Origin of the sequence: Sorangium sp. So ce590 (assembly GCF_051521365.1) — a bacterium.
Classification (GTDB): domain Bacteria; phylum Myxococcota_A; class Polyangia; order Polyangiales; family Polyangiaceae; genus Sorangium.
Genome location: NZ_CP150346.1, coordinates 7,395,972 through 7,418,677 on the forward strand (window position 1 = coordinate 7,395,972; position 22,706 = coordinate 7,418,677).

General features: G+C 71.8%; 20 protein-coding genes. 7 read left to right on the forward strand and 13 right to left on the reverse strand.

Translation table 11 applies throughout. The features are described 5' to 3' along the window. Positions 1 to 86: 86 nt before the first annotated feature. Positions 87 to 2,423 carry a DNA polymerase II gene (locus WMF28_RS27505; protein ID WP_437596294.1) on the forward strand — a complete coding sequence of 779 codons (2,337 nt, stop codon included), beginning with the start codon at positions 87 to 89 and terminating at the stop codon, positions 2,421 to 2,423. 46 nt (positions 2,424 to 2,469) lie between these two features. Here the strand turns inward: WMF28_RS27505 and pgm are convergent, their stop codons facing one another. Continuing rightward, positions 2,470 to 4,116, reverse strand: coding sequence for a phosphoglucomutase (alpha-D-glucose-1,6-bisphosphate-dependent) (pgm, locus tag WMF28_RS27510; RefSeq protein WP_437596295.1), 1,647 nt, complete (start codon positions 4,114 to 4,116; stop codon positions 2,470 to 2,472). Between the two features lie 201 nt (positions 4,117 to 4,317). On the opposite strand from pgm, the gene WMF28_RS27515 reads away from it, so the two are divergent. From WMF28_RS27515 to WMF28_RS27530, 4 genes are all read left to right on the forward strand, one after another. Further along, positions 4,318 to 4,797 carry a prolyl oligopeptidase family serine peptidase gene (locus WMF28_RS27515; RefSeq protein WP_437596296.1) on the forward strand — a complete coding sequence of 160 codons (480 nt, stop codon included), beginning with the start codon at positions 4,318 to 4,320 and terminating at the stop codon, positions 4,795 to 4,797. A 6-nt stretch (positions 4,798 to 4,803) separates the two neighbouring features. Continuing rightward, positions 4,804 to 5,556 carry an alpha/beta fold hydrolase gene (locus tag WMF28_RS27520; RefSeq protein WP_437596297.1) on the forward strand — a complete coding sequence of 251 codons (753 nt, stop codon included), beginning with the start codon at positions 4,804 to 4,806 and terminating at the stop codon, positions 5,554 to 5,556. A gap of 317 nt (positions 5,557 to 5,873) precedes the next feature. Next, positions 5,874 to 6,380, forward strand: coding sequence for a DUF4329 domain-containing protein (locus WMF28_RS27525; RefSeq protein WP_437596298.1), 507 nt, complete (start codon positions 5,874 to 5,876; stop codon positions 6,378 to 6,380). Between the two features lie 366 nt (positions 6,381 to 6,746). After that, on the forward strand, positions 6,747 to 7,403 hold the full coding sequence (locus WMF28_RS27530) for a hypothetical protein (RefSeq protein ID WP_437596299.1): 657 nt from the start codon (positions 6,747 to 6,749) through the stop codon (positions 7,401 to 7,403). 158 nt (positions 7,404 to 7,561) lie between these two features. Here the strand turns inward: WMF28_RS27530 and WMF28_RS27535 are convergent, their stop codons facing one another. From WMF28_RS27535 to WMF28_RS27555, 5 genes are all read right to left on the reverse strand, one after another. After that, positions 7,562 to 8,464, reverse strand: a complete 903-nt coding sequence (locus tag WMF28_RS27535; protein WP_437596300.1) for a hypothetical protein — start codon at positions 8,462 to 8,464, stop codon at positions 7,562 to 7,564. Positions 8,465 to 8,597: 133 nt separating this feature from the next. Beyond that, positions 8,598 to 9,779, reverse strand: a complete 1,182-nt coding sequence (locus tag WMF28_RS27540) for an oxygenase MpaB family protein (RefSeq protein WP_437596301.1) — start codon at positions 9,777 to 9,779, stop codon at positions 8,598 to 8,600. Positions 9,780 to 10,066: 287 nt separating this feature from the next. After that, positions 10,067 to 10,741 carry an STAS domain-containing protein gene (locus WMF28_RS27545; protein ID WP_437596302.1) on the reverse strand — a complete coding sequence of 225 codons (675 nt, stop codon included), beginning with the start codon at positions 10,739 to 10,741 and terminating at the stop codon, positions 10,067 to 10,069. 381 nt (positions 10,742 to 11,122) lie between these two features. Continuing rightward, positions 11,123 to 13,099, reverse strand: a complete 1,977-nt coding sequence (locus tag WMF28_RS27550) for an SUMF1/EgtB/PvdO family nonheme iron enzyme (RefSeq protein ID WP_437596303.1) — start codon at positions 13,097 to 13,099, stop codon at positions 11,123 to 11,125. Positions 13,100 to 13,246: 147 nt separating this feature from the next. Continuing rightward, positions 13,247 to 14,524, reverse strand: coding sequence for a patatin-like phospholipase family protein (locus WMF28_RS27555; protein ID WP_437596304.1), 1,278 nt, complete (start codon positions 14,522 to 14,524; stop codon positions 13,247 to 13,249). A gap of 103 nt (positions 14,525 to 14,627) precedes the next feature. Here WMF28_RS27555 and plsY point away from each other — a divergent pair, with 103 nt between their 5' ends. Next, the gene (gene plsY / locus WMF28_RS27560) at positions 14,628 to 15,278 is read left to right on the forward strand and encodes a glycerol-3-phosphate 1-O-acyltransferase PlsY (RefSeq protein ID WP_437596305.1); all 651 of its coding nucleotides are present in this window, start codon (positions 14,628 to 14,630) and stop codon (positions 15,276 to 15,278) included. Positions 15,279 to 15,314: 36 nt separating this feature from the next. On the opposite strand, the gene WMF28_RS27565 is transcribed toward plsY, so the two are convergent. Next, positions 15,315 to 16,412, reverse strand: a complete 1,098-nt coding sequence (locus WMF28_RS27565; RefSeq protein WP_437596306.1) for a metallophosphoesterase — start codon at positions 16,410 to 16,412, stop codon at positions 15,315 to 15,317. 203 nt (positions 16,413 to 16,615) lie between these two features. Between WMF28_RS27565 and WMF28_RS27570 the strand changes: the two genes are divergently transcribed. Further along, complete coding sequence (locus WMF28_RS27570; RefSeq protein WP_437596308.1) at positions 16,616 to 17,098, forward strand: hypothetical protein; 483 nt, start codon at positions 16,616 to 16,618, stop codon at positions 17,096 to 17,098. 75 nt (positions 17,099 to 17,173) lie between these two features. Here the strand turns inward: WMF28_RS27570 and WMF28_RS27575 are convergent, their stop codons facing one another. From WMF28_RS27575 to WMF28_RS27600, 6 genes are all read right to left on the reverse strand, one after another. Then, complete coding sequence (locus WMF28_RS27575; RefSeq protein ID WP_437596309.1) at positions 17,174 to 18,325, reverse strand: glycosyl hydrolase family 8; 1,152 nt, start codon at positions 18,323 to 18,325, stop codon at positions 17,174 to 17,176. Positions 18,326 to 18,455: 130 nt separating this feature from the next. Beyond that, positions 18,456 to 19,226 carry a hypothetical protein gene (locus tag WMF28_RS27580; RefSeq protein ID WP_437596310.1) on the reverse strand — a complete coding sequence of 257 codons (771 nt, stop codon included), beginning with the start codon at positions 19,224 to 19,226 and terminating at the stop codon, positions 18,456 to 18,458. Beyond that, positions 19,223 to 19,825 carry an RNA polymerase sigma factor gene (locus WMF28_RS27585; protein ID WP_437596311.1) on the reverse strand — a complete coding sequence of 201 codons (603 nt, stop codon included), beginning with the start codon at positions 19,823 to 19,825 and terminating at the stop codon, positions 19,223 to 19,225. The genes WMF28_RS27580 and WMF28_RS27585 overlap by 4 nt, the downstream gene beginning before the upstream one ends. A 190-nt stretch (positions 19,826 to 20,015) precedes the next feature. Next, positions 20,016 to 20,981, reverse strand: coding sequence for a hypothetical protein (locus tag WMF28_RS27590; RefSeq protein WP_437596313.1), 966 nt, complete (start codon positions 20,979 to 20,981; stop codon positions 20,016 to 20,018). 146 nt (positions 20,982 to 21,127) lie between these two features. Continuing rightward, the gene (locus WMF28_RS27595; RefSeq protein ID WP_437596314.1) at positions 21,128 to 21,775 is read right to left on the reverse strand and encodes an HAD family hydrolase; all 648 of its coding nucleotides are present in this window, start codon (positions 21,773 to 21,775) and stop codon (positions 21,128 to 21,130) included. Positions 21,776 to 21,833: 58 nt separating this feature from the next. Next, entirely contained in the window at positions 21,834 to 22,670 is an 837-nt protein-coding gene (locus WMF28_RS27600; protein WP_437596315.1) for a hypothetical protein, read from the reverse strand. Positions 22,671 to 22,706: the final 36 nt, after the last annotated feature.

Genomic DNA, 22,706 nt, shown 5'->3' on the forward strand with positions numbered 1-22,706 from the left:
TGGTCAAGTGTGGCGTGGCGCGGAGCGGTCCCGGGCCGCCCGCGCGCCGGCGACGAGCTCGCACGGAGGCCCCCGCGCACCCGCACATGCCTGACCGCGGCTTCATCCTCACGCCCACCTACCGGGTCGTCGCCGGTTGCCCGGAAATCCATCTGTACGCGATGATGGAGGACGGCACACCGGCGCTCGTCATCGAGGACCGGTTCAGGCCTTACTTCTTCGTGCGCGAGAGCGACGCGGACATCGCGCGGCGGCTCGCGGGCAACCGCGTCTCCCCGGAGGCGCTCGAGACGCTCGACGGCGAGCCGGTCCTGCGCATCGACGCCGCGCTCCCGCGGGACGTCGCGGCGCTGCGCGACAAGCTGGCCGAGGCCGGCGCCGATGCCCTCGAGGCGGACGTGCGCTTCGCCTACCGCTTCCTCATCGATCGCGGCATCCGCGGGGCGTTCGCGGTGTCGGGGCCGTTCGAGCTCCGCCCAGGCGTCGGGCGCGTGTACCGCGACCCCGAGCTCGTCCCCGCGACCTTCGTGCCGGCGCTGCGCGTGCTGTCGCTCGACATCGAGACGAGCCTCGACGGCGAGCACCTCTTTTCAATAGGCCTCGCGGGGGCGGGCGGCGAGCGCTGCCTCCTCGTCCGCGACGAGCCCGTGCCCGGCGGCCTGCCCGCCTACGTCGAGCGCTTCCCCGACGAGCGATCGCTCCTCGAGCGGTTCCTCGCGTACGTCGCGAAGGCGGATCCCGACGTCCTCACCGGCTGGAACATCCCCGACTTCGATCTGCCCGCCCTCCAGCGCTACTGCCGCCGCGCCGGGCTCTCGTGCGCGCTCGGGCGGGGCGCTGACGAGATCGCGATCCTGCGCGATCCGGGCTTCTCGCGCGAGGCGCGCGCCATCCTCCCGGGGCGCGTGGTGCTCGACGGCCTCGCGCTCCTCCGCAGCGCCTTCATGCGCCTCGACGATTACCGCCTCGAGACCGCCGCGCAGACGATCCTCGGGCGCGGCAAGCTGTTCGGGTCCGAGGACCGAGGCGCCCAGATCGAGGCGTCGTACCGCGACGACCCGGCCCGGCTCGCGGCCTACAACCTCGAGGACGCCCGCCTCGTCCGGGATCTGCTGGAGAAGACCGGGCTGATCGAGCTGTCGGTGCGGAGGAGCCTGCTCACGGGCATGCAGGTCGACCGCGTGGGCGCGCAGATCGCCGCGATCGACTCGCTGTACCTGCCCGCGCTCCGCGCCCGCGGCAAGGTGGCGCCGTCGGTGTCGAGGGAGGCGCCGGACGAGGAGGTCGAGATCGCCGGCGGCCTCGTGCTCGAGCCGATCCCGGGGCTGTACCGCAACATCGTTGTGTACGATTACAAGAGCCTCTATCCGAGCCTCATTCGCACCTTCAACATCGATCCGCTGACGTTCGTCGCCGGGGACGGCGCGCCGCCCGAGGCGCTCATCGTGACGCCGGGCGGCGCGGCGTTCCGGCGCGGCGATCCGGGCATCCTCCCCGAGCTCGTCGCGCGGCTCTGGGACGAGCGGGCCGACGCGCGGCGGGCGGGCGACGAGCGGGGCGCGATGGCGATCAAGATCCTCATGAACTCGCTCTTCGGCGTGCTCGGCTCCCCGGCCTCGCGCCTGTTCTCTCCGCCCGTCGCGAACGCCATCACGAGCGCCGGCCAGCACGTCATCCGGCTGACGGCCGAGGCGGTGCGGAAGGCCGGACACCGGGTCCTCTATGGCGACACCGACTCGCTCTTCGTCGATATCGGCGAGCCAGACGCCGCGCGCGCCCTCGCCCGCGCCGAGGAGCTCCGCGACGCCGTCTCGGGGTCGGTCGCCGCCGAGATCGGGAGGACCTTCGGGTGCGAGAGCCGGCTGGAGCTCGAGTTCGAGAAGGTCTATGCGCGCTTCCTCCTGCCCGAGCTGCGCGGCGCCGCGCAGGGCAGCAAGAAGCGGTATGCGGGCCTCGTCGCCGGGGAGGGCGGCGGCAAGCTCGAGATCGTCGGGCTCGAGGCGGTCCGGCGGGACGCGAGCGCCGTGGCGCGGCGCTTCCAGCGGGAGCTGCTCGATCTCGTGTTCCACGATCGCCCGGTCGAGGGCTTCGTGCGGGCCTTCGTGACGGAGCTGCGCGCGGGGCGGTTCGACGCGGAGCTCGTGTACAAGAAGGCGCTGCGGAAGCCGCTCGGCGCCTACACGAAGACGACGCCGCCGCACGTCAAGGCGGCGCGCAAGCTGAGCGGGGACGTGGGGCGGATCGTGACCTACGTGATCACGCGCGCGGGCCCCGAGCCGGCGGGCCAGACGACCGCGCCGCCGGACTACGACCATTACGTGTCGCAGCAGCTCAAGCCGATCGCGGACTCGGTGCTGCGGTGGCTGGGCGGGCCCGATTTCGACGCGATGACCGGCGCGCGGCGGCAGCTGTCGCTCTTCTGACCCGGCGATCCGGCGCCGCGTCCTCACGGCGCCGCCGCGCCCGGGCTCACTCGACCGACAGCGCGTCGGCGACCATCGCGCGCGCCTCGTCGAGCACGCGATCGAGGTGCGCCTGGTCCTTGAAGCTCTCCGCGTAGATCTTGTAGACGTCCTCGGTGCCCGAGGGCCGCGCGGCGAACCAGCCGTTCTCGGCGACGACCTTGAGGCCGCCGATCTCGCCGCCGTTGCCGGGCGCGCGCGTGAGCTTCGCGGTGATCGGCTCGCCCGCGAGGGAGGTGGCGCGCACCGCGTCGGGGGAGAGCTTCTTGAGCACGCTCTTCTGGCTCGGCGTGGCGGGCGCGTCGATGCGGGTGTAGAGCGGCGCGCCGAAGCGCTCGGTCAGGTCGCGGTAGTGCTCGGCGGGGTCGCGGCCGGTGCGCGCGAGGATCTCGGCGGCGAGCAGGTCGAGAATGATGCCGTCCTTGTCCGTCGACCACACCTGCCCGTTGCGCCGCAGGAACGAGGCCCCCGCGCTCTCCTCGCCGCCGAAGCCGAGCGAGCCGTCGAGCAGCCCGTCGACGAACCACTTGAAGCCGACCGGCACCTCGCGCAGCGGGCGGCCGAGGTGCTTCGCCACCCGGTCGATCATGCTGCTCGAGACGAGCGTCTTGCCCACGGCCGCGTCAGGCCGCCAGAGCGGGCGGTTCTGGTACAGATAGGAGATCGCCACGGCGAGGTAGTGATTCGGGTTCATCAGCCCGGCGCTGCGCGTGACGATGCCGTGGCGATCCGAGTCGGCGTCGTTGCCGAACGCGAGATCGTAGTCGTCCTTGAGCGCGATGAGGTTCGCCATCGCGTACGGCGACGAGCAGTCCATGCGGATCTTGCCGTCGTGATCGAGGGGCATGAAGCTGAAGGTGGGGTCGATGACCTGGTTCACCACGGTCAGATCCAGCCCGAACTTCTCGGCGATCGGCCCCCAGTACGCGATGTTCGAGCCGCCGAGCGGGTCGACGCCGAGGCGCAGCTTGGCGCCGCGCACGGCCTCGAGATCCACGACGTTGCCGAGATCGGCGACGTAGGAGCCGATGTAATCGTACGGGTGGGTCGTCGGCGCGTGCAGCGCGGTCTCGTAGGGGATGCGCTTCACGCCCGCGTTGCCGGCGCGGAGCAGCTCGTTGGCGCGGTCCTCGATCCAGCCGGTGACGGCGGTGTCGGCGGGGCCGCCGTTGGGCGGGTTGTACTTGATGCCGCCGTCGTCGGGCGGGTTGTGCGAGGGCGTGATCACCACGCCGTCGGCGAGCCCCGAGGTGCGCCCGCGGTTCTGGGTGAGGATCGCGTGCGAGATGACCGGCGTCGGCGTGACGCCGTTGTGCTCGGCGAAGAGCACGTCGACGCCGTTGGCCGCGAAGACCTCGATGACGGAGCGCTGCGCCGGCTCCGAGAGCGCGTGCGTGTCCATGCCGAGGTAGAGCGAGCCCGTCGTGCCCTGCTTCGCGCGGTAGTCGCAGATGCCCTGGGCGATCGCGAGGACGTGGGCCTCGTTGAAGCTGCGCCGCGCGGCCGAGCCGCGGTGACCGGAGGTGCCGAAGGCGACGCGCTGCTGCGGGTCGCTCGGGTCGGGGACCTCGCTGTAGTACTGCGCGCGCAGCTTGTCCGGATCGATCAGCACATCGGGCGGGGCTTTACGGCCCGCGAGGGGGTGGAGCGGCATGAGCCTCCGCATAGCCGAGCGCGCGGGACGAGCAAAGCCTTCCGCGCGGCGCCGCGGCCGCTCCGCCTTTCGGCGCACCGGACGCCGCGGCGAGCGCGCGGCGCGCCGGGAGGCCTCCTTTCCTGCTGCGATGCGCGCCGCGTCCCGGTATCCTCGTCGGGCGATCACACGACGGACGGCGATGCCGCGCTCGAGGGAGGCTTGCCGTCTCCGCAGGATCCCCGGCCGCCCGCGAGGCCCCTGTCGAGCCGTGTCCAGGCCGTCGTCAACTTCTGCGGACCGACGGACATGGAGGCCTTCTTCGCCTCGGCCAGCACCCCCGAGGAGATCGCCGAGATGCATGGCCGGCTCGATCCGCTCTTCAACGGCCCTCCGCCGGAGCGCGCGGACCTCGTGCGCTCGGCCTCCGCGATCCACCATGTCGACGCGCGGGATCCCCCGTTCCTGTTGATGCACGGCACGCGCGACGAGGTGGTTCCGTTCCGCCTCTCGGAGGCGATGCACGGGGCGCTCTTGCGCGCGGGCGCGCCGAGCGTGCTCGTCCCTGTCGCGGCATGGGGGCACGGCTTCCGTGGCGCCGAGATCGACCGGCGCGTGCTGGCGTTCCTCGACAGGCACCTCTGGCGCGCGCCCATCGTCGTCTCCAGCGAGCCGGTGCGCGCCGAGCGCACGCCCGACTGACGGCCCATGGTGCCCGGCAACGAGCCGCTCAGGCTGCTGCTCCTCCCCGGCCTCGACGGCACCGGCGCGCTCTTCGAGCCGTTCCTCGAGGCGCTGTCCGGCGACATCGCGCCGGAGGTGGTCTCCTACCCTGCGGACAGGGCGCTCCGCGACGCGCTCGAGGAGCTCGTCGCGGAGCGCCTCCCCGCGGACGGGCCGTACGCGCTGCTCGGCGAGTCGTTCTCGGGGCCGCTCGCGCTCCGCCTGGCCTGCCGGCGCCCCGGCGAGCTCGTCGGCGTCGTCCTCGTGGCCACCTTCGTCACGAACCCGGTGTGGCTCGTCCCGTCGCTCGCGCGGCACCTCGTCGGTCCGTGGCTCTTCCGCCGGCGCGCGCCGGCGTTCGTCTCGCGCCGCTACCTCGTCGGCGCGGGCGCCACCGCCGCGTGGATCGAGCGCGTGGCCGCGAACGTGGCGACCGTCGACCCCGCGGTGATGGCGGCGCGCGTGCGCGAGGTGCTCTCGGTGGACGCGCGCGCGCTGCTCCAGCGCTGCGCCGCGCCGCTGCTCTACCTGGGCGCCGCGGGCGACGCGCTGGTGCCGCCGCGCGTGCTCCGCGAGCTCCGCCGCCTGCGGCCCGACCTCGAGTCCGTCACGGTGGACGCGCCGCACCTCGTGCTGCAGCTCGCGCCGGAGGCGTCGGCGCAGGCCACAGAGGGGTTCCTGAGGCGCGCGGCAGCACTGCCCAGGAGCGCAGCGCCCGGCTGTCCGGGCGGCCTCTAGTGCGCCGAACCTGCTGAAGATCCTCCGGCGAGGGGTCGGTACCCATCATCGCCCGTGCATCGTCGCTCCAAATTTCGAGCGAGGCTTCGTAGCAGGAACGTAACGCAGCCGAGCGCTGACGCAAACAATCCGGCGCGCATACGCTGACCTCCGTCCGGCTGAAGCAAGCGGACGTGTGCTGTACGGGGACTACCGGGGCCCCTTCGCGTCGTCCAGCAGGTCATCGGACGAGGCGCCGGACTTTGTGACGATTCAGAGAGCGATGTTCCTGCATCGCAGCCGACCTTTACTGGACTCAATTCAAGGAGATCCTACTGATGGAACAGAGACATGCAGGCGTGAGAGCGCTCGTTGGTGCTGCCTTTGCCCTTCTGGCAGCTGTCGTTTCTTCGGGCTGTATTTACGAAGCTGCCGAGGAGGAGAAGACGGAAGAGTCCGCGAGCGCGCTCTATGACAGCCCGCAGCTTGTGGGGAGCGGCGTGCTGGCGTTGCAGGCCGCGCAGAACCTGACACAAGCCAACGGAAACCTGTGGGAATACTGCGGCCTGGTGGTCCGGAAGGCCAACGGCCAGTACCGCGCCGGAGCCCCGGTGACACAGAATTCCCAGACGTTCTGCTCCGCGAGCATCTCGCTCTCTGCGGGTGAAAGCGTCGTCGGCTACTATCACACGCACCCTGCAGGGGTGGACACCGAGTTCAGCCCCGAGGACATAGCCGACGCCGAGGCCGACAGTCGCATGCATTTCGTGGCGTGCAGCGATGGCTGTGGGTACAGATATGACCCTGCGACGAATATCACCTCGCATCTAGGTTGCTCGTTCTGACAAATCCAGTAGCATCGATCGAAGTCGCAAAAACCGCTCCGCTCGGCCCGCTGCAAGGAGGAGGTCTTCATGCGCATGACGTGGTTGCACTGTATCGGCGGCGTTGCTGCTGCGACGTTCAGTCTCTGCTCATGCGCAGCCAGGAGCGCGAGAGAAGCCGCACCGACGAAGGTAGACCATGGCGTCCACCAACCGGCCACAGGCGCTGCCGATGGGCAGGGGGCCGGGCGTGGGGCTCCGTGGCCCGGTTGGGTCGCTGTCCCGGACCCCCAAACCCGTCCGGACGACATCGAGTGCGCCGGGCAGCTGTCAGCACCGATGTGGGGTCTCCGGCGCGATGACGGGGGACGCGTGCTCCCTGTCCAGGTGGGCAAGTGGGCTCCCGTCGTAGACCCCCTCCCGGTCGAGCTGCCAGCTGAGCTTCGTTCCAGCATCCCCGCCGACGCTGCACGTCGCGTTATCGATGTGGACGATGGCTGGCTGGTCGCGGTCGACAAAGGGGAGTTCGGCGCGGGTCTCTTCTGGGTCGACAAGACGGGGATGCGAGGCCGACGCATCGACTCGGCGCTCGACGAGCGTATCCGATGGATCTCACGCGTCACGTTCGGGCTCATCGGGGTCGCCGGGCTGTGCCATGGCGAGGCGTGCGCGAGGCACACGAAGCTCTATCGAATCGACCGCAACGAGCGAGGTGACTGGGCGCTGACGCCGCACGCAGATGTCGTCGGCTGCCCCGCCGCGCGCGTGCTCGATCCAGGCGCCGATGCGGTGCTCATCGGCACATGCGGCGCCCTGTACCGGGTGACCAAGGCGGGCGTGGATACGGTGGGCCAGTGGTCGAACCTGCTGATACCGCGCGCGTTCGAGGCATCGGTGACAGGGGATGCGCACGGCGACTATCACGTGAGCTTCGGCCGGCTGATCGCACGGTTCTCGGGCAGCGGAAAGCCGGACTGGTTCGCTCCGACGTCCTGCGCGAGCGTGCAGCGTGATGCAGGCGGAGCGTGCTCCTGCGTCCAATGACCGCGCCAGGCTGACCGGGCCAGCGCCGTCGCGCTCGACTCCCCGCACGACTTCCTGACGAAGCCGATGGCCCCCGAGGCGTGATGTTCGGCGACGCGAAGATCGCCGCCCGCCGCCGAGGAGGTGAGCCAGCCCGCGGCGGGCTCAGGACCTGCGGTTCACAGCGGGCGCTGCGCCGCGAGCGACTCGAGCCACGCCGCGCACGCGACGTCGTCTGCGGGCGGCTGCACGCCCTTCAGGAGATACCACGCCTCCCGGTGCTGCGCGCGGGCGCCGGGCTCCACGCGCTGCAGCGGGCCGAGCGCCTCCACCTCGAGCATGTCCGCGTTCGTGAACGTCTCGAAATTGACCCCCATGTCCGGGTAGGTCGCGCCCTCGATGAACGGGAACCGCTTCAGGAACACGTTCCCGTGGTTCGCGTACGCCGCGTAGCCCTGGCTCAGGAGCATACCCACCTTCTGCGGGGCCTCGCCGGCGACCTGCCGCAGGCGCAGCACGCGCTTGCCCCAGGTCCACCGGGGATCGCTCATGTCGGTGTACGGCCAGAGCACGAGCGGCCGCGCCGGCAAGAGGCGGTCGGGGTGCGGGAAGAACGGCGCGTGCGGGAACAGGCACTCACCGCCGCCCGCCATCACGGTGAGCGACCAGGGCGTGAGCTCGACCGCATAGGCGCCGTGGTTCTCGATCGTATGATCGAGGACGAACCTGCCCGCCGCGGCGTCCGCCGTGATGCGGATCTCCTTCTGCATCCCGTACTTGTCCGGCGCGGGGCGGAACACGTGCGCGCCGTTCTCCTCCCGATACTCCACCGGGTCGTTGTCGGGCTGCAGCGTCCGCTGCTCGTCCTCCGGGCCGATCCAGAGCCGGTGGCCACCGTAGAACCTGTACCTGGTCCCGCCCGTCGCGCCCTGATCTTCGGGGATCTCGGACAGCTCGTTCGGACCGCCGATGACGCCGTACCGCATGATCCGCGGGCCGATGTCGAGCGTGACGACGAGCTCCGTGTCGCCACAGACGAGGCGCGCGGCGCGCTTCCAACCGCCGTAGGGGATGATCTCCATGAGGGAGGTCTCGTACCGCAGAACCCGATCGCGGTTCAACCCCGACAGCCGGGCGAGCTCCCGGCGCGGGGCCTCGGGACGGCCCGCACGCGGCGCGCTCGGAGCCGGCGCGGCCCCGCAGCGGTTCGCTCGCTCAGGGCCGGTCGCCGGCGAAGCGCTCCGGAGGAGCGAAGTCGGCCGGACGGCCGCCGAGGCCGGCCGCGATCGCGCGCTCCCAGTAGCGGCCGCCGAGGCCGAGCGCGAAGTCCTGCAGCGACGGCAGCGCGTGCGCGCGGCTCGATGCGGCGGCGACGGCGCGGAGCAGCGGCACGGCGAGGAGCAAGCTCTGCCGCGGCACCCCGAGCTGCTCGGCGAGCTCTTCGCCCAGGACGGCGCGGGATACGCAGCAGAAGATGGCCATGATCCGCTCGGCGCGCCGGCGCTCGCCGTCGCTCCGCGCGCTGCGGATGCTGTGGGTGACCAGCGCGTCGACGAGCAGGCGCGAGTCGTTGTCCGGCGCGCCCTGCGTGGCGAAGATCATCTCGGCCAGGCGCCTCGCCTCGGCGCACGACCCCGGGATGAGCTCCGGCTCGACGCCGATGACGTAGGCCACGTAGCGCCAGAGATGGACGAGGTCCTCTTTCTGGTCGGGCGGGATGTGGTAGCCGAGCTTGTCGAAGCCGTCGAGCACCGCGACCGAGAAGAGCAGCGCTGTCGCGACCATGTCGTGCTGGTTGATCGGCTCGCCCCAGAGCGATGTCTGCCACCGGCCGCTCGCGCGGATGAGGCGCCGCACCTGGGCGTGCATGATGCGCACCTTCACGGTGATCGCGAAGCCATCGCCGGAGCGGCGCATGCCGTTCGCCTGGCTCACGGCATAGACGAACCGGCTCGTCTCGCCGAGGCGGCGCCCGGCCTGCTCGCGGAGCCTCCCCGAGAAGACGAGCGGCTTGTTCCCTCCGGGCGAGGCGTACCCGAGGAGGAGCGCCTGCATCGCGAGCAGGACCCCCCCGAGCGCGCCCGTGCGCAGGAACGCCGTCCCGCCGCGGTTCACCGCCTCCCAGTCCACCCAGAGGGGAACGTGGTCGACCGCCGCGAAGAGCGCCCGCAGCTCGGCCGGGGCGTCCTTGGCGACGTGGTCGACGCCGCGCGCGAGGGCGGCCTCGAGGAGGCCAAAGCCCTGGCCCGTGGGCATCGACGCGAACGCCTCCACGACGGCGTCGGCCGTCGGATCGACGCGGAGCAGGAAGGGCGCGAGGCGATCGAGCTGGTCGCCGAAGCGACGGCGGGCATCTGCGGTGTCCTGGAACCGAGCAGGGATCGTCGCGTTCTTCATGCGGTGATACGGAATCCCTTGGCACACCGACGGCGTTCCGCAAAGACGAGCCCGCACGGCCGGCGCCGCCTTCCGTCGAGCACTTCCCTGGAGCCGTGAGCGGCGATGGGGTGCCAGCCCGGGCGCCGCCCCACAGCGTCGCGGGTCGCCCAGCTCGGTAGTCGACACCCTGCATGGCGGCAGGGCGCCATCCCCCTCGTGAGGTGAATTGGAGAGGTGAATTCCACGATCGCGCGGTCAGCGCAGCGCGCTTTCGTTGTCTCCACCGCCGTGAGGCTCCGCCGCGCTCAGGTCTCCGTCCGGCGCGGCGCCTCGATCTGCCCGGTGCCGCGGCGGATCACCTCGGCGATGTCGTACGCCTTGCGCTGCGCCAGGCAGAACCTGAGGCCCTCCCGCAGGCTGCGCATCGGGTTCAGCTCATCGAACGAGACGCCGAGGGTGACGAGCGTCGCTGCGACGTGACCGCCCAGCCCGGTGAGGACGCAGCGCGCGCCGAGGAGCTGCACCGCCTGGGCGAGCTTGACGAGGTGCAGGGCGGTCATCGAGTCGATGACCGTGACGCCGGTGAGGTCGAGGATCACCCACTCGACGTCGCTGTCGTCCGCCACGCGGGCGAGGAGCCGCTCGGTCACCTCGACGGCCCGCACCGAGTCGAAGAGCCCGACGAGCGGGAGCGTGAGGATGCCGTGCCAGATGTCGATGATCGGCACCGAGAGCTCCCGGATGGCGCTGTCCTGGCGCTGGATGGTCTCCAGCTGGCTCTCGAGCTCCCGCTTCGAGGCAGCGAGCGCGGTGAGCGCCAGCGCGCTCTGCTGCGCCGTGGTGGAGAGCTCGGAGAGAAAGACCCTCAGCGCCTCCTCGATCACCCCGAAGGCGTCCTGTTCGACAGCCTCGAGCTGCTTCAAGGCGAGCGCGATCTCTCCCGTCGATGCGAGCGCGACCGCATCGATGACGCGTTGCATCCGACGCTCCTCGAAAGAGATCATGTTCTCGGATTCTTGCATGGGCTCCTGTGCGCTCAGCAGGGGTTGACCGGGAGGCCTCGGTGCTCCTTCGCGGCGTCGAGGCGCGGTGCCGCCCCCAACGGCGGCCGGCGCGGCCTGACCGCGTGCACCAGGCCACACAACTACACCTGCTTAGATATCCTACCTGATGGCCCGCCTTGGGAATTTGCCTTCGACCAGAGACAGACAAATAGCTCATCCTCGTCACGGCTGGAAGGAACCAGCTCGTGGGATCGGCTGAGCCGCGGCTCGCCTCCGTGGGTCGGCCCACGAACAGGCGGGCTCATCGTTCTTCGAGCGCCTCTCCAAGGCAGGCGGGCAAGGGGGGGTGGCTCGCGCTCAATCGACCGTGCGAGCACAGCGGAATCCGGTCGAGACGTCGCCCGCCTCGCGGTCGTACGCGAGGCGGAAGGTCGACTTCGCCGTGCTCGCCGAGAAGTCCCACGATCCGCCGCGGAGCACGCCCTTGCTGCCGGTCGCCGGCACGCGGGGATCGGTCTGGGCGCCCTTCGTATAGACGCCTGGATCCCAGCCGTCGGCCACCCACTCCCAGACATTGCCCGCCATGTCGAGCGCGCCCGACGGGCTCGCCCCGGCCTGCGCCGAGCCGACCTCCTGGGTGCCTTTGCCGCGCGCGCCGCAGCCCTGTCCGGGAGGCCGCGACACGATCGCGTGCGCGCACCCCGGCGGCTCGTTGCCCCACGGGTACTCGCGGCCGTCGGCGCCGCGCGCGGCGTACTCCCATTCGGCCTCGGTCGGGAGCCGCTTGCCGACGAAGGCGCAGTACGCGGCCGCCTGCGCCTGATCGACGCACGAGATCGGGTGCTGCGACTTCGCGGGATCCCCCGCGGTGCAGAGCGCGCCGCGCTGCTCGACGTCCGCGTCGGTCGCGCGGGGGCCGTGCAGGCCGCTCGGCGTGCACCGGCCCGCCTCGACGCAGCGCTGGTAGGCGGCGACCGTGACCTCGGTGCGATCGAGGTCGAACGCGCGGGTCAGCGTCACCTCGTGCGGCGGCCGCTCGGATTTGCCGCCCTTTGCGCTGCCCATCGTGAACCGACCCGCGAGCACCCGGACCATGTCCGGCGGCGGCGCCTTCACCGGCGGCGCGGCCAGACCGCCGCGCGCGCGCGCCGGCGGCGCGTCGTCGGGGGCGCGGTGCAGGAAGAACGCGACGGCGCCCGCGCCGGCAGCGGCGGCCAGCGCGGCCACCGAGACGACCACGGGCAGCAGGCCGCGCCGCCGGGCGGCCCCGGCGGCCGCGGGCGCGGCGGGTGGCGACCCCGGAGGCAGCGGCCCCGGCGGCGCGCTCGCGGTGAGGGCGCGCATCGTGGTGGCGGGCGGGGCGGGCGGCGCGCCTGCCGGTGCAGGCAGCGCTGCGGGCGCGGACGTCGCGGCCATCGCGGCCTCGAGCGCTCCCCAGAGCTCGCCCGCCGTGCGGTAGCGCTCGCGCGGCTCGACCGAGAGCGCGCGGCGCACCACCGCCTCGACGGCGTCGGGCGCGCTCACGCCCGCGCCGCGCAGGCTCGGGCGGAACGCCGGATCGGTCGCGGCGATGTAGAGCTGCGTGACGTCGCTCCCGAGGAGGGCGCGGTTGCCCGACGCGACCTCGATGAGCACCAGGGCGAGCGCGAAGACATCGGTCCACGGCCCCGTCGCGCCGAAGCGGTGGTGGAACTGCTCCGGCGCGCCGTAGTGGACCGTGAAGGCCCGGAGCGCGCTCCCCGTCTCGGCCATCGCGTGCGTCATGCTCGACAGCTCGCTGAGCACCTTGGCGATGCCGAAGTCGAGGACCTTCATCGTGCGCCGGCCGCCGATGTCCGCGAGGAACAGGTTCGCCGGCTTGATGTCGCGGTGGGCGACGCCCTGCGTGTGCGCGACCTCGAGCGCCTGCGCCGCGGGCGCGAGCAGGGCAACCGCCTCGGCGAGCGGGCGCGCCGCCTCGCCGCGGGCGCGCCGCGCGGCGATGTCGTTGTCGAGCGGCGCGCCGTCGAGCCACTCGAGCACGAGGTACGGCGTCCACTCGCCCGACGGCGAGACCGCGGCGCCCGTGTCGAGGGCCTGCACGATGCCGGCGCTCGCCCGGGAGAGGCGGTGGAGGAGCCGGCCCTCGTTGAGGAGCATCCGCTGGAACGCCTCGCGCTCGGCCGGAGCCAGCGCCCCGAGCTGCTTCAGGCACTTGACCGCCACCGGCTCATCGAACCCGAGGTGGTGGCCGCGGTAGACGACCCCGAACCCGCCCTCGCCGACCACGGCGTCGAGCCGGTATTTGCCGCCGATCGTCGCGCCCACCCAGCCGAAGGGATCCGAAGGTGCCATCGCCCGGCGCGAGTCTACACCGGGCGCCGCGGCCGCGCGGAAATCGCGCCGTGCTCGGGTGTGGAGAGCCCGGATGTCGTCATTGCGTTTCAGGGCTCGAGAGGAGCCCGAGACGATCCGGAGGAGGCCTGTGTCCCCGAGCCCCCCTCAGCGCGCCCGCGCCTCGAACCCGCCCGGGCTCAGCGCCCGATCGAAGAACGCGCACAGCTCCTCGTGCCGCGCCCGCGCATCGGCGCGGCCTATCTCGATGAGCCGCCCGGCGAACTCCCCGTCGAACAGCAGGTACGACAGGAAGTCGGCCTCGCGCTGCTCGTCCCCGTCGGCGAGGCGCCGCATCACGCGGCCGAGCACGCTCGTGGTCCGCGCGCGGAACGCCGGCGAGCGCACGAAATCCGCCGCCAGGCTGCCGATGTTCTTGGAGGCGCGGATGAGCAGCGACCGCATCGGCCGGAGCGTGCGCCCCGGCGGGAGCCCGAGCTCGTCGTTCAGGTCGTCGATGAAGCCCTCGCCGTAGCGGCGCCGCCCCGCCTCGAGGATGCCGTTGATGCTCTCCAGGCGCGCCAGGTCGTTGTCGATCCGGTCGAGCATCAGCGCGTTCAGCGTCTTCCCGAGCAGGAAGAGCGGCCCGGGGAAGCCCGGCGCGTCGCGCTCGTCCGCCGCCGAGGCCGGCTCGATGTACCGCGGATTGACGACGATCACGCCGTCGGCCCCGAGGCGCCGCGCCGGCGACAGCGGGACGTTCTGGCGCAGCCCGCCGTCGCAGTAGAGCTCGCCGTCGATGCTCACCGGGCGGAACAGGATGGGGAGCGCGGACGAGGCGAGCGCGTGCTCGGCGCGGATCGCGGTGGCGCGCGGGGAGATCGTCGGATCGTGGCTCCAGGGCGGCAGGCCGGGCTCGCGGCGGTGGACGAAGACGACGGTGCGGCCGCTCTTGACCAGCGTCGTCGACACGGTCACCGCCGACAGGAGCCCTCGCTCGAGGTGGCCGTCGATCCGCTCGAAGGGGACGGCCTCCGCGATCTGCCGCTCGAGGCCCGACGTGTCGAGGATCGCCGCGTGGCCGCCGCTCGAGGGTGCGCTCGCGGCGCCGCCGCGGAGCAGGTCGTGCCCGACCGCGAGCACGCCGCGCACGTCGAGGCGCACGAGGTCGTCGATGCGCAGGCGCGTCCACACCGCGGCGAGCCGCCGCGCGCGGCTCCGCCCCTCGTCCGCGAACGCGGCGAGCCCGCAGACGTTGATGGCCCCGACCGAGGTGCCGCACAGGATGTCGAGCGGCGCCTCGCGGCCGAGGTCGCGCGAGACCTCCTCGAGGATGTGCTGCACGATGCCGACCTCGTAAGCGCCGCGGGCGGCGCCGCCGGCCAGGACGAGCGCGATCTTGGGGGCGCGGCCATTCCGGGTCGAAGCGGGCGAGAGGGCGACCATGCTCTCAGAGTACCATGAGCGCCAGCGCGACACCGACCCTGAAAAGCGCGCCTCGCGCGGCGCCATGCTACATCCGCCGTGCGCTCGGACACGGAGGCGCCCGATGACAGCAATCTACCTCGTCCTTGCCTACCTCCTCGGAGCGATCCCGACAGGCTACCTCTTTGCGCGGTTCGTCAAAGGGATCGACATCCGCACGGTGGGCTCAGGGAACATCGGCGCGACGAACGTCCTGCGCGCGTTCGGCTGGAGACCCGGCCTGGTCGTCATGGCCGCGGACGTGGCGAAGGGCGCGCTCGCCGCCGGTCCCCTCGCGTCGTGGCTCTCCGCCGCGCCGGGCGGGTGGGTCGCGGCGGCGGGCGGCCTCACCGCGGTGCTCGGCCACGACTACACGGTCTTCCTCGGGATGCGCGGCGGCAAGGGCGTCGCGACGTCCTGCGGTGCGCTGCTCGTGCTGGCGCCGCGCTCCACGCTCGCCACCCTCGCCGTCTTCGCGATCGTCGTGCGGGCGACCCGCTGGGTCTCGGCGGGCTCCCTCGTCGGCGCGCTCGTCCTGCCGGCGTTCCTCTGGCTCCTCGGCGAGCGGGACGCCCCGGTCCTCTGCCTCTCGCTCCTCCTCTGCGCGTTCATCTGGCTGAAGCACACCCCGAACATCCGGCGGATCATCGCGGGCACCGAGAGCACGATCTCGTTCGGGAAGCGGCCCGACGGCGGCGCGAGCGCCGACGCGCCGCGCGAGGACGAGCGGCGCTGACGCCGCAGGCCGGCCGGGGCCGCGGGCTTCGTCAGCTCACTTGGCGATCGTCTTCGCGTAGAGGACCGCGCCTTGCTTGTCGATGAACTCGAAGCGCAGCGTGCGCCCCTCGGACTCCAGGTAGGCGAAGCCCTCGGTCCCGTCCGTGTAGAAGAGCTGCCCCGGCTCCCTCGGGGCCGAGGCCGCCGCTCGGCGGATCTTCGAGCCGGCGCCGCTGACGGCGAAATAGGTGCCCGGACAGCGCTCGTCGCGCCCCTTGTCGATGAGCTCGAGATTGTGGTCGTGGCCGCTCATGTACATGTCGGCCCTGCAGTAGATCGCGCGCTGCATGTCGAACATCCCGTCCAGCCCGAACTGTTGATTGTCGGCGGCGTGCGCCCCCGACGTGTAGCGGGGGTGATGGCCGAAGACGATCTTCCACCGGGCGTCCGAGGCGGCGACCCGCGCGCTCATGTCGAGCGCCTGTTCATCGGAGGTGAAGTCGACGGTATCGATCCCGAAGAGATGGACGTGCCCGACGCGAACATCGTAGTACGCGGCGGGCATGTGCCATTTGTCGGTCATCCGCGTGCCCGGCCCGTCGCCCCGCGGCAGCAGCGAATAATCGATCTGCGCTTGCCGCACGCCGTTGCTGCTGGGGCCGTGATCGTGGTTTCCGAGGACTGCGTAGAACGGGAGGCCGTTCAGGCCCGGCCGATCGTAGGGTTGCTCGAACTTCGGGCCCCACTGCGCGTCGCTGGTGTCGACAACGCCGTGATTGTAGAAGTTGTCGCCGTTCATCATCACGGCGTGGCAGCCCCCGACCTCGAGGCACTTGTCGCTCATCCGATCGGCGACCTGGTGCTGCGCGAGGTTGCCCTCGCCGGTGTCGCCGATAGCGATGATCCTGACGACCTTGAGCGGCGCGTCGACGAGCCTGACGCCGCCCGCGCCGCCCTCTTCCGCGCCGCCACCGTTGCTCGCGGCGCTGCTCGGCGCGGCGCCGCCGCCCTCGCCCGCTGCGTCGCCCGCGCCTGTCGAGTAGCCGCCTGTTCCGGCCTGCGCTCCGCCGCCGGGAGCCGTCGCGCCGTCCGCCCCGCCGCAGCCCGCGCCGCAGGCGACGGCCGGCAACATGGAGAGGACGAGGGCAGCCATGGCCCCCGGAGCTCCGGCGAAACGACAACCTGTACGGAGATGCGTCATCGGTGCGCATTCTAGCCAGGGCTGGCCTCCGGTGATCATCCACCAGCGCGTCCGTTCGCTCTGGCGCACGAGCAAGCTCCATTTTCGCTTGACACCAGAGAGGCCACAATCTATCAAAGTTGAACATAACTTTCAATATCAACAATGGAACCCTCGTGAGCCCGGAGATGCCCCCTGTCCTGAGCCCGTCCCCCTGCGCAGCGCTCGCTGCTTTCCCCTGGTCCGCGGATCGCCGCGCCATCGCGAGGTGCTGCTCGATCGCGTGCGCGGGGTGGATGGATTGCCTCCGCGGCGCGGGCGACGTGCCGACGCTTCTCATCGCCGAGGGCGCCCTGGCCGGCCAGTCGCCCGAGCTCGTCGACGCCTTCTTCACGCGCGCCTCCCTGCGCCTCGCGACGGGGACGGAGCTCCTCCTCGATCTCGACGCGTCGCCGCCGCTGCGGATCCCGCCGCGAAAGCGCGCCTGTCTGGAGCTCCCCACGCTCGATGGATCCGTGGCGCGCTACCCGCGGCTGCGGCCGTTCGGCGGGGACGAGGCCGCGCCGGCGCTCGGGCGGGCGCTGCGCGAAGCGAGCAGGGCGGCGCGCCTGCTCCAGGACGGAGGCGCGCCGTCCGTCCTCCACCTTCGCTTCGCGTGAGCCCCGATGTCGATCGTCGAACCCCAGCTCACGAACGATCCGCGCAACGGCGGCGCACGCAGGGCGCGCGCCGGCTCAGTACACGCGGAACTGACCGCTCAGCGTCAACAGCGAGAGCAGGTGGAGCATCCCCGAGTAATAGCGCGGCTGCCCCGTCGTCAGCTCGGTCGCCCACGCCGCCTCGATAAACTTGGCGCGCTCCTCGGTCGTCGCGACAAGGCCGGTGACGCCGTTCATGACGATGAGCGCAGACTCCCGTGCACCGAGCGCCACGCCGTCGAGCGTGTAGGACCCAACGTAGTAGTCCATGCCCTTGCTCGAGAAGAACGCCAGCAGACGGTCGGCCTCCTCCACCTGCCACGGGTCGACCCCGAACCAGACGTGGTCGAGCGCGATGTTCAGCAGCGCCCGGTAGGACTCCGAACCGAACCTCTCCGAGCCGGTCACCGGTGTGCCGTCGAAGCGGGCGCGCACCGGGATGAGCCCGGTGCGCGGGTGCGCGACCGCCTTCCAGTGCTCGCGCGCGCGGGCCGCGGCCTCGGACCAGAACGGGTCGCCCGTGGCCTGCGCCCAGAGCTCGTAGTACGCGGGCATCGCGGCGGACGGGCGGGTGATGTCCGCCGCGTCGACGTGCGGGACGTCGAAGACGAGCTTCGTCTCCGCGTCGAAGGTGTTCGTCACGCCGTCGTCGACGCCGCCGTTCAGCGTCTCCTTGTGGCGCATCACCTCGAGCAGGGCGATCGCGTCCGCTCCATAGTCGATGCCCCCGGTGCCGCTCCCCCAGCGGCCGTGGGCGAAGAGCAGCGCCATCGCGAGCTGCTGGAGGCCGAACGGATCGGTGCACCGCACCGTTCTACCTGCCGGGGTGTCGCACCACGACCTGAAGTAACCCTCGCTGGGGCCGGACGTGCGCTCTAGCCAGACCTTGGCGTACCTCCAGAGCCGATCGAACTCGCGCCGCTTGTCGAGCTCGACCGTGATGATCATGCCGAAGCCGATGCCCTCGGTGCGCACCTGCTCGTGCAGGACATCCCAGATGTAGGCCCTGTCGGTGTTGGACAGGTCCGGGTAGAAGATGGCCTCGGTCCATGGATCGCCGTAGAAGAGCTGATTGAAGCGATCGTCGATCTTCTCCGCGATCTCCTCGTCCGTCTTACCGAGCACGTCGCGGAGCGCGTTGGGGTACTCCGGTGGACCGGTCAGCGGGCGGAGCTCATCGCTGGTCATCCGGTCGTGGCCCAGCCAATCCACCGTTGTCCCACATGCAGGCAACGCGCAGAGCGCCAACGGAGCACATACAATGCCCGACGCTACGCGGAACCAACGGAGGGGGGCGGGACAGCGCATGACCCGGAGTTTAATCAGTTACATAGCGCCGAACCCTGGAGGCAAGCACGCTGTTTGGATGCCGGCGCAGAAACGTCTCGGCGCGCTGCGACGCCGCGTCCGGCCGGCCGCTCTTCGCGAGCGCGTCAATCCGCAAGACCTCGGCCTCGAGCGCCATCCGGCCGCGCGGATGCTCCCTGGAGTAGGCGTCCAGGAGCGCGAGCGCGCCCTGCGCGTTGCCGCTCGCGAGCGTCGTGCGCGCCGCATCCAGCGCGCTGAGCTCCGCCTGGAGCGCCGTGCTCGAGGCGGACGGCTTCGGGGCGACCCTGGGGGCCGCGCCGCCGCTGTCGCCGGCGCGCGCCGGGGCGGGGAGCTCCTCCGGCGGAGCCTCCACGGGCGCCGCCTGGGCCGCCGGGGTCGGGCGCGGCGCGGCCCGCGCGATCGGGTCCGCGAGCGCGCCGCCGAAGCGGTGGACCGCGAGGGGCTCCGGCGCCTGTTGCCCGCGCCAGGCGAGATAGCCGGCCGGGATGCCGGCCAGCACACCCACCGTCGAGAGCGCGACGAGGATCTTTGTCCAGCCGAGCTTCACGGCGAGCGACGAGGACGCAGCGGCCGTCCCCGCCGCGGAGACCGCAGCAGGCGCGACGACGCTGGCCGACAGCGCGGCGGCGCCGGCGAGGCCCAGCGCGGCCATCGTCTTCGCGCGCGTCTCCGGTGAAGTCTGGTACGACGCGCCGGCGCTCAGCAGCGCGCGCTCGAGCGGGCTGTCGCTCTCTTCCAGCATGCGGCGTGGTTCACTCATCGTCTCACCTCGCTCGTCGCAACGAGCTCGAGCGCGCGGACGCGCTCGCGAAAATCGACCCTGGCCCTTCGTAGCCGAGAGGCCACGGTACCCTGCGGGATCCCCAGCACGCCGGCGATCTCCACCATGCTCATCTCCTCGAATTCGTACAGCACGAACACGGTCCGCAGGTCCGACTCCATCTTGTCGAGTACCTGGTCCAGCATCTGCCGCGCGTGCTTCTGGCTGGTAAGCTGCTCCGGTGTCGCGCCGTCCACGACCTCCGGCGGCTCGGCCGCCGGAAACTCCCGCCGGCGCGCGGCGCTGCGTCGCGCGTGGGCGGCCACGTGAAGCGCTGTCTGGAGAAGAAAGCTCTTCTCGGCCCCCGGCCGGACATCGTCCAGCCGCTGGGCGGCGGCGATGAAGGTGCGCTGCACCGCATCATCGATCTCGGCGGCGGGGGTCCCCGCGTTGCGGAGCACCCGCCCGATGAAGTCGAGATGCGCGTCCACCATCCGGCGCAGGCGCGCATCCCGTTGTCTCAAGCTCGCTGCCGAAGGTTTCACGTTCGCCGGCTCCATTTCAGGCAAAGCAGGCGATGTCAGGACTTCGGCGACCATGTTTCCACTCACCACGAGGCGGGACATGAGACCAGGGAACAGGCGTTCCGCACGGACGACGACCGGCGGCAGTCAGCGCGGAGCAGGTGCGTCGGGTCGGGGTGGGCACCGTGCCTGCCGCGCTGCTTCCTGATGCCGTCCATGTCTCATAATTCCCAGGCTGCATCGAGTTGATCACGGAAGTACCGCCTCAGAAGCTGTGCACGATCCCGACGGCCGCCAGCGGCGAGATCACAGGCGTTTCACCGACCGTTTCCGTCGGCAAGGAAATGGTGAAGCGCCGACGAACGAGCGGCACGCCGATCCCCGCCTCGATTTCGAAGGCGGTGCCCCCGCCGAGCGGCACGGCGGCGCGCGCGAGGGCCCCGAGGCTCCACCACGACCGCACGGCGGACCTCGGGTTCGACATGTCTTCCCCCGTCGCCGTGAACCAGCCGCCGCTGGCCACGACACACGGCTCCGCGCTGAAGATGTCGGCGATCTGCCAGCGCAGGGGGCAGGCGGTGAGCACAGCGGCCGTCCAGTGGATCAGGGCGTTGTCGGTGCCCTGCAGGATGTCGTTTCGGGTGTATGTCAGCGAGAGGCCGAGTGAAGGGCTCAGCGCGCTGTCCGTGTGCAAGGTCGCCCGGGCGACGAGCGCGCCGCCCAGGCTCGCGTAGGGCGAGACGACCTGCGTCACCAGGGCCTGCGCTCCGAGCCCGAACGTGAACGGCCGCCCCTGGCGCGGGGCCTCGGGCGGCGGCGGCGGGGGCGGCGGGGGCGGCGAGGGCGGCGGCAGGGGCGCTGTCACCTCGGCCACCTCGTCGAGCGCGAGCGCCGCGGTGAGCGAGAGCGCCTGGATCACGACCTCGCACGACGTGGCCTCGACCGTGCGGGTGTCCGTCGCGCCGCGCTCGTGGATCACGCGCAGCTCGCCGTGGACCCTGGACCCGACGCGCATCAGCCGCACGCGCACTTCCCAGCCGCCCTCTCCGTCCTCCGCCTGCCGCACGCGATCCGATCGGGCGCGGATGCCGTCGTAGAGATCGTCGACCGTCGCGCAGCCCGCCGGCGCGTCGAAGTCGAGGCGAATGGGGATCGGCGTCGGCGCCGCGGTGGCCGAGGACCAGCCGAGGACGACGAGCTCGATGAACGAGATGCCGTCACCGGAAGCCACGGGCGCGAAGGTGCCACGAACCGCTCGCAAACCGCCAGACGCTCATGCAGTCCCCGGCTGGGCCGTGCAAAAATCCACGCGGCGACGCGTTGCGGTGGGGGTGTGCGGGCAGGCGCTGTGAGCCAGGTCATCGCCCGAGCGCGAGATCACGCTCGATCTCCCCCGAGGCGCTCGAGCACCTCGCGCAGCGAGCCGAGCTCCTCGTCCGCGCCGGTGAAGTCCGACAGCGCGGTGAGCGGCGACGGGACGACCCAGCACGCGAGGCCCGCCGCCTTGGCCGACCGGAGCCCGCGCTCGGAGTCCTCGATGACGAGGACATCCTGCGCGGCGAGCCCCAGCCGCTCGCAGGCGACCCGGTACGGCTCGGGATCCGGCTTGGCGCGCGCGTACTGATCCCGCGTGAGCGCGAACTCGAACCACGCGAGGAGGCCCGTCGTCGCGTGCGCGCGGTGGAACGGCTCGGGCTTGCTGCTCGTGACGATGGCCATGCGGAAGCGCGCGGCGAGCGTCGCGACGATCTCACGCACGCCGGGCAACAGGAGGTCTCCGCCCGCGATGAGCTCGAGATACCGGCGGTCCCTCTCGTCGGCCAGCCGCCGCACCGCCGCATCATCGACCCCGCGCGCGCTGGCGAGGTGCCAGGCGCCGCGCGCCTCGACGAGGAACAGCTGGCGATAGTCCTCGACGGTGAGCTCGACGCCGACCGACGCGATCGTCTCGCGCGTCGCCTGGAAGTAGAGCCCTTCCGTGTCGACGAGGACGCCGTCGTTGTCCCAGAGGATGGCCTTGAACACGCGGGGCGTTCCTAGCGCCGCCCCTCCAGGCCGGCAAGCGAGCCTCGCGGAGCGGGCCCTACCCCTCGATGAGCCGCCGTTCGGCGAGGATGCGCCCGCGGGCGAGGGCGAAGACGGGCAGGAACGCGGCGCCCGTGGCGAGGACGAGGAGCGGCGGGAGGAGGAGGATCCCGCCCGGCAAGAGGCTCGCGAGCGTCGCGTAGCCGAGCGCGCGGGCGGCGCCCTTGGGAGCGCCGGCGGCGAGCTCGTACGTCGACGCCGCGTGGATCGCACGCGCGTAGCGGAAGGCGAGGTACGCGATGAGGGCGTGCACGTGGCCCACGAGGACCAGGGCGGCGCGCACCCAGCCGTCGAAGTCCTCGGTCAGGCCGCTCAACGTGGCGTACCAGCCCTCGAAGCAGCAGTAGATCACGAAGTGCAGCGTGAGCGGCGCGAGCGCCACGAAGCCGGCGAGCGGGAGCGCGACGCTGCGGCGCTCCTCTGCGTCGATCATGCCGCGCACGCGCGCCTCGGGCGCCGCGGCCTCGATCCGCGCGCGGTCCGCGTGCACGTCGCCGCTCCGCTGGATCTCGCGGGAGAGCGCGCGCCGGAGCCTCCCGTCGGCGAGCTCCCGGCCCGCGACGCCGGCGAGCGCGGACGTCGCCCACGCGGCGAGGAGCGCGATCGTGGCGGCGCCGTCGTCGAGGACGCCGAGCAGGGGGGGCGCGGCCGCGGCCATGACCACGAGGGCCGCGCCGCCGAGGGCGACCTGGCCGGCCAGCGTTCGGGCGACGCGGCGACCGTACAGGCGACGGAGGGACTCCGGGATGGCGTCGACCTGCTCGCGGTGGCGCGCGAGGAGCGACTCGATATGTAGGCGGGCAACGTCCTCATCGTCTCGGTACGTGGCTCTCATGACAGGTTCCCCTCGGGCCCGGTGAACCCGGTAAAC

Coding starts and splice junctions, on each gene's coding strand:
- WMF28_RS27505 (WP_437596294.1), top strand. CDS start 87: ATGCCTGACCGCGGCTTCATCCTCACGCCCACCTACCGGGTCGTCGCC.
- pgm (WP_437596295.1), bottom strand. CDS start 4,116: ATGCCGCTCCACCCCCTCGCGGGCCGTAAAGCCCCGCCCGATGTGCTG.
- WMF28_RS27520 (WP_437596297.1), top strand. CDS start 4,804: ATGGTGCCCGGCAACGAGCCGCTCAGGCTGCTGCTCCTCCCCGGCCTC.
- WMF28_RS27525 (WP_437596298.1), top strand. CDS start 5,874: ATGGAACAGAGACATGCAGGCGTGAGAGCGCTCGTTGGTGCTGCCTTT.
- WMF28_RS27535 (WP_437596300.1), bottom strand. CDS start 8,464: ATGGAGATCATCCCCTACGGCGGTTGGAAGCGCGCCGCGCGCCTCGTC.
- WMF28_RS27540 (WP_437596301.1), bottom strand. CDS start 9,779: ATGAAGAACGCGACGATCCCTGCTCGGTTCCAGGACACCGCAGATGCC.
- WMF28_RS27545 (WP_437596302.1), bottom strand. CDS start 10,741: ATGCAACGCGTCATCGATGCGGTCGCGCTCGCATCGACGGGAGAGATC.
- WMF28_RS27550 (WP_437596303.1), bottom strand. CDS start 13,099: ATGGCACCTTCGGATCCCTTCGGCTGGGTGGGCGCGACGATCGGCGGC.
- WMF28_RS27555 (WP_437596304.1), bottom strand. CDS start 14,524: ATGGTCGCCCTCTCGCCCGCTTCGACCCGGAATGGCCGCGCCCCCAAG.
- plsY (WP_437596305.1), top strand. CDS start 14,628: ATGACAGCAATCTACCTCGTCCTTGCCTACCTCCTCGGAGCGATCCCG.
- WMF28_RS27565 (WP_437596306.1), bottom strand. CDS start 16,412: ATGGCTGCCCTCGTCCTCTCCATGTTGCCGGCCGTCGCCTGCGGCGCG.
- WMF28_RS27575 (WP_437596309.1), bottom strand. CDS start 18,325: ATGACCAGCGATGAGCTCCGCCCGCTGACCGGTCCACCGGAGTACCCC.
- WMF28_RS27580 (WP_437596310.1), bottom strand. CDS start 19,226: ATGAGTGAACCACGCCGCATGCTGGAAGAGAGCGACAGCCCGCTCGAG.
- WMF28_RS27585 (WP_437596311.1), bottom strand. CDS start 19,825: ATGGTCGCCGAAGTCCTGACATCGCCTGCTTTGCCTGAAATGGAGCCG.
- WMF28_RS27600 (WP_437596315.1), bottom strand. CDS start 22,670: ATGAGAGCCACGTACCGAGACGATGAGGACGTTGCCCGCCTACATATC.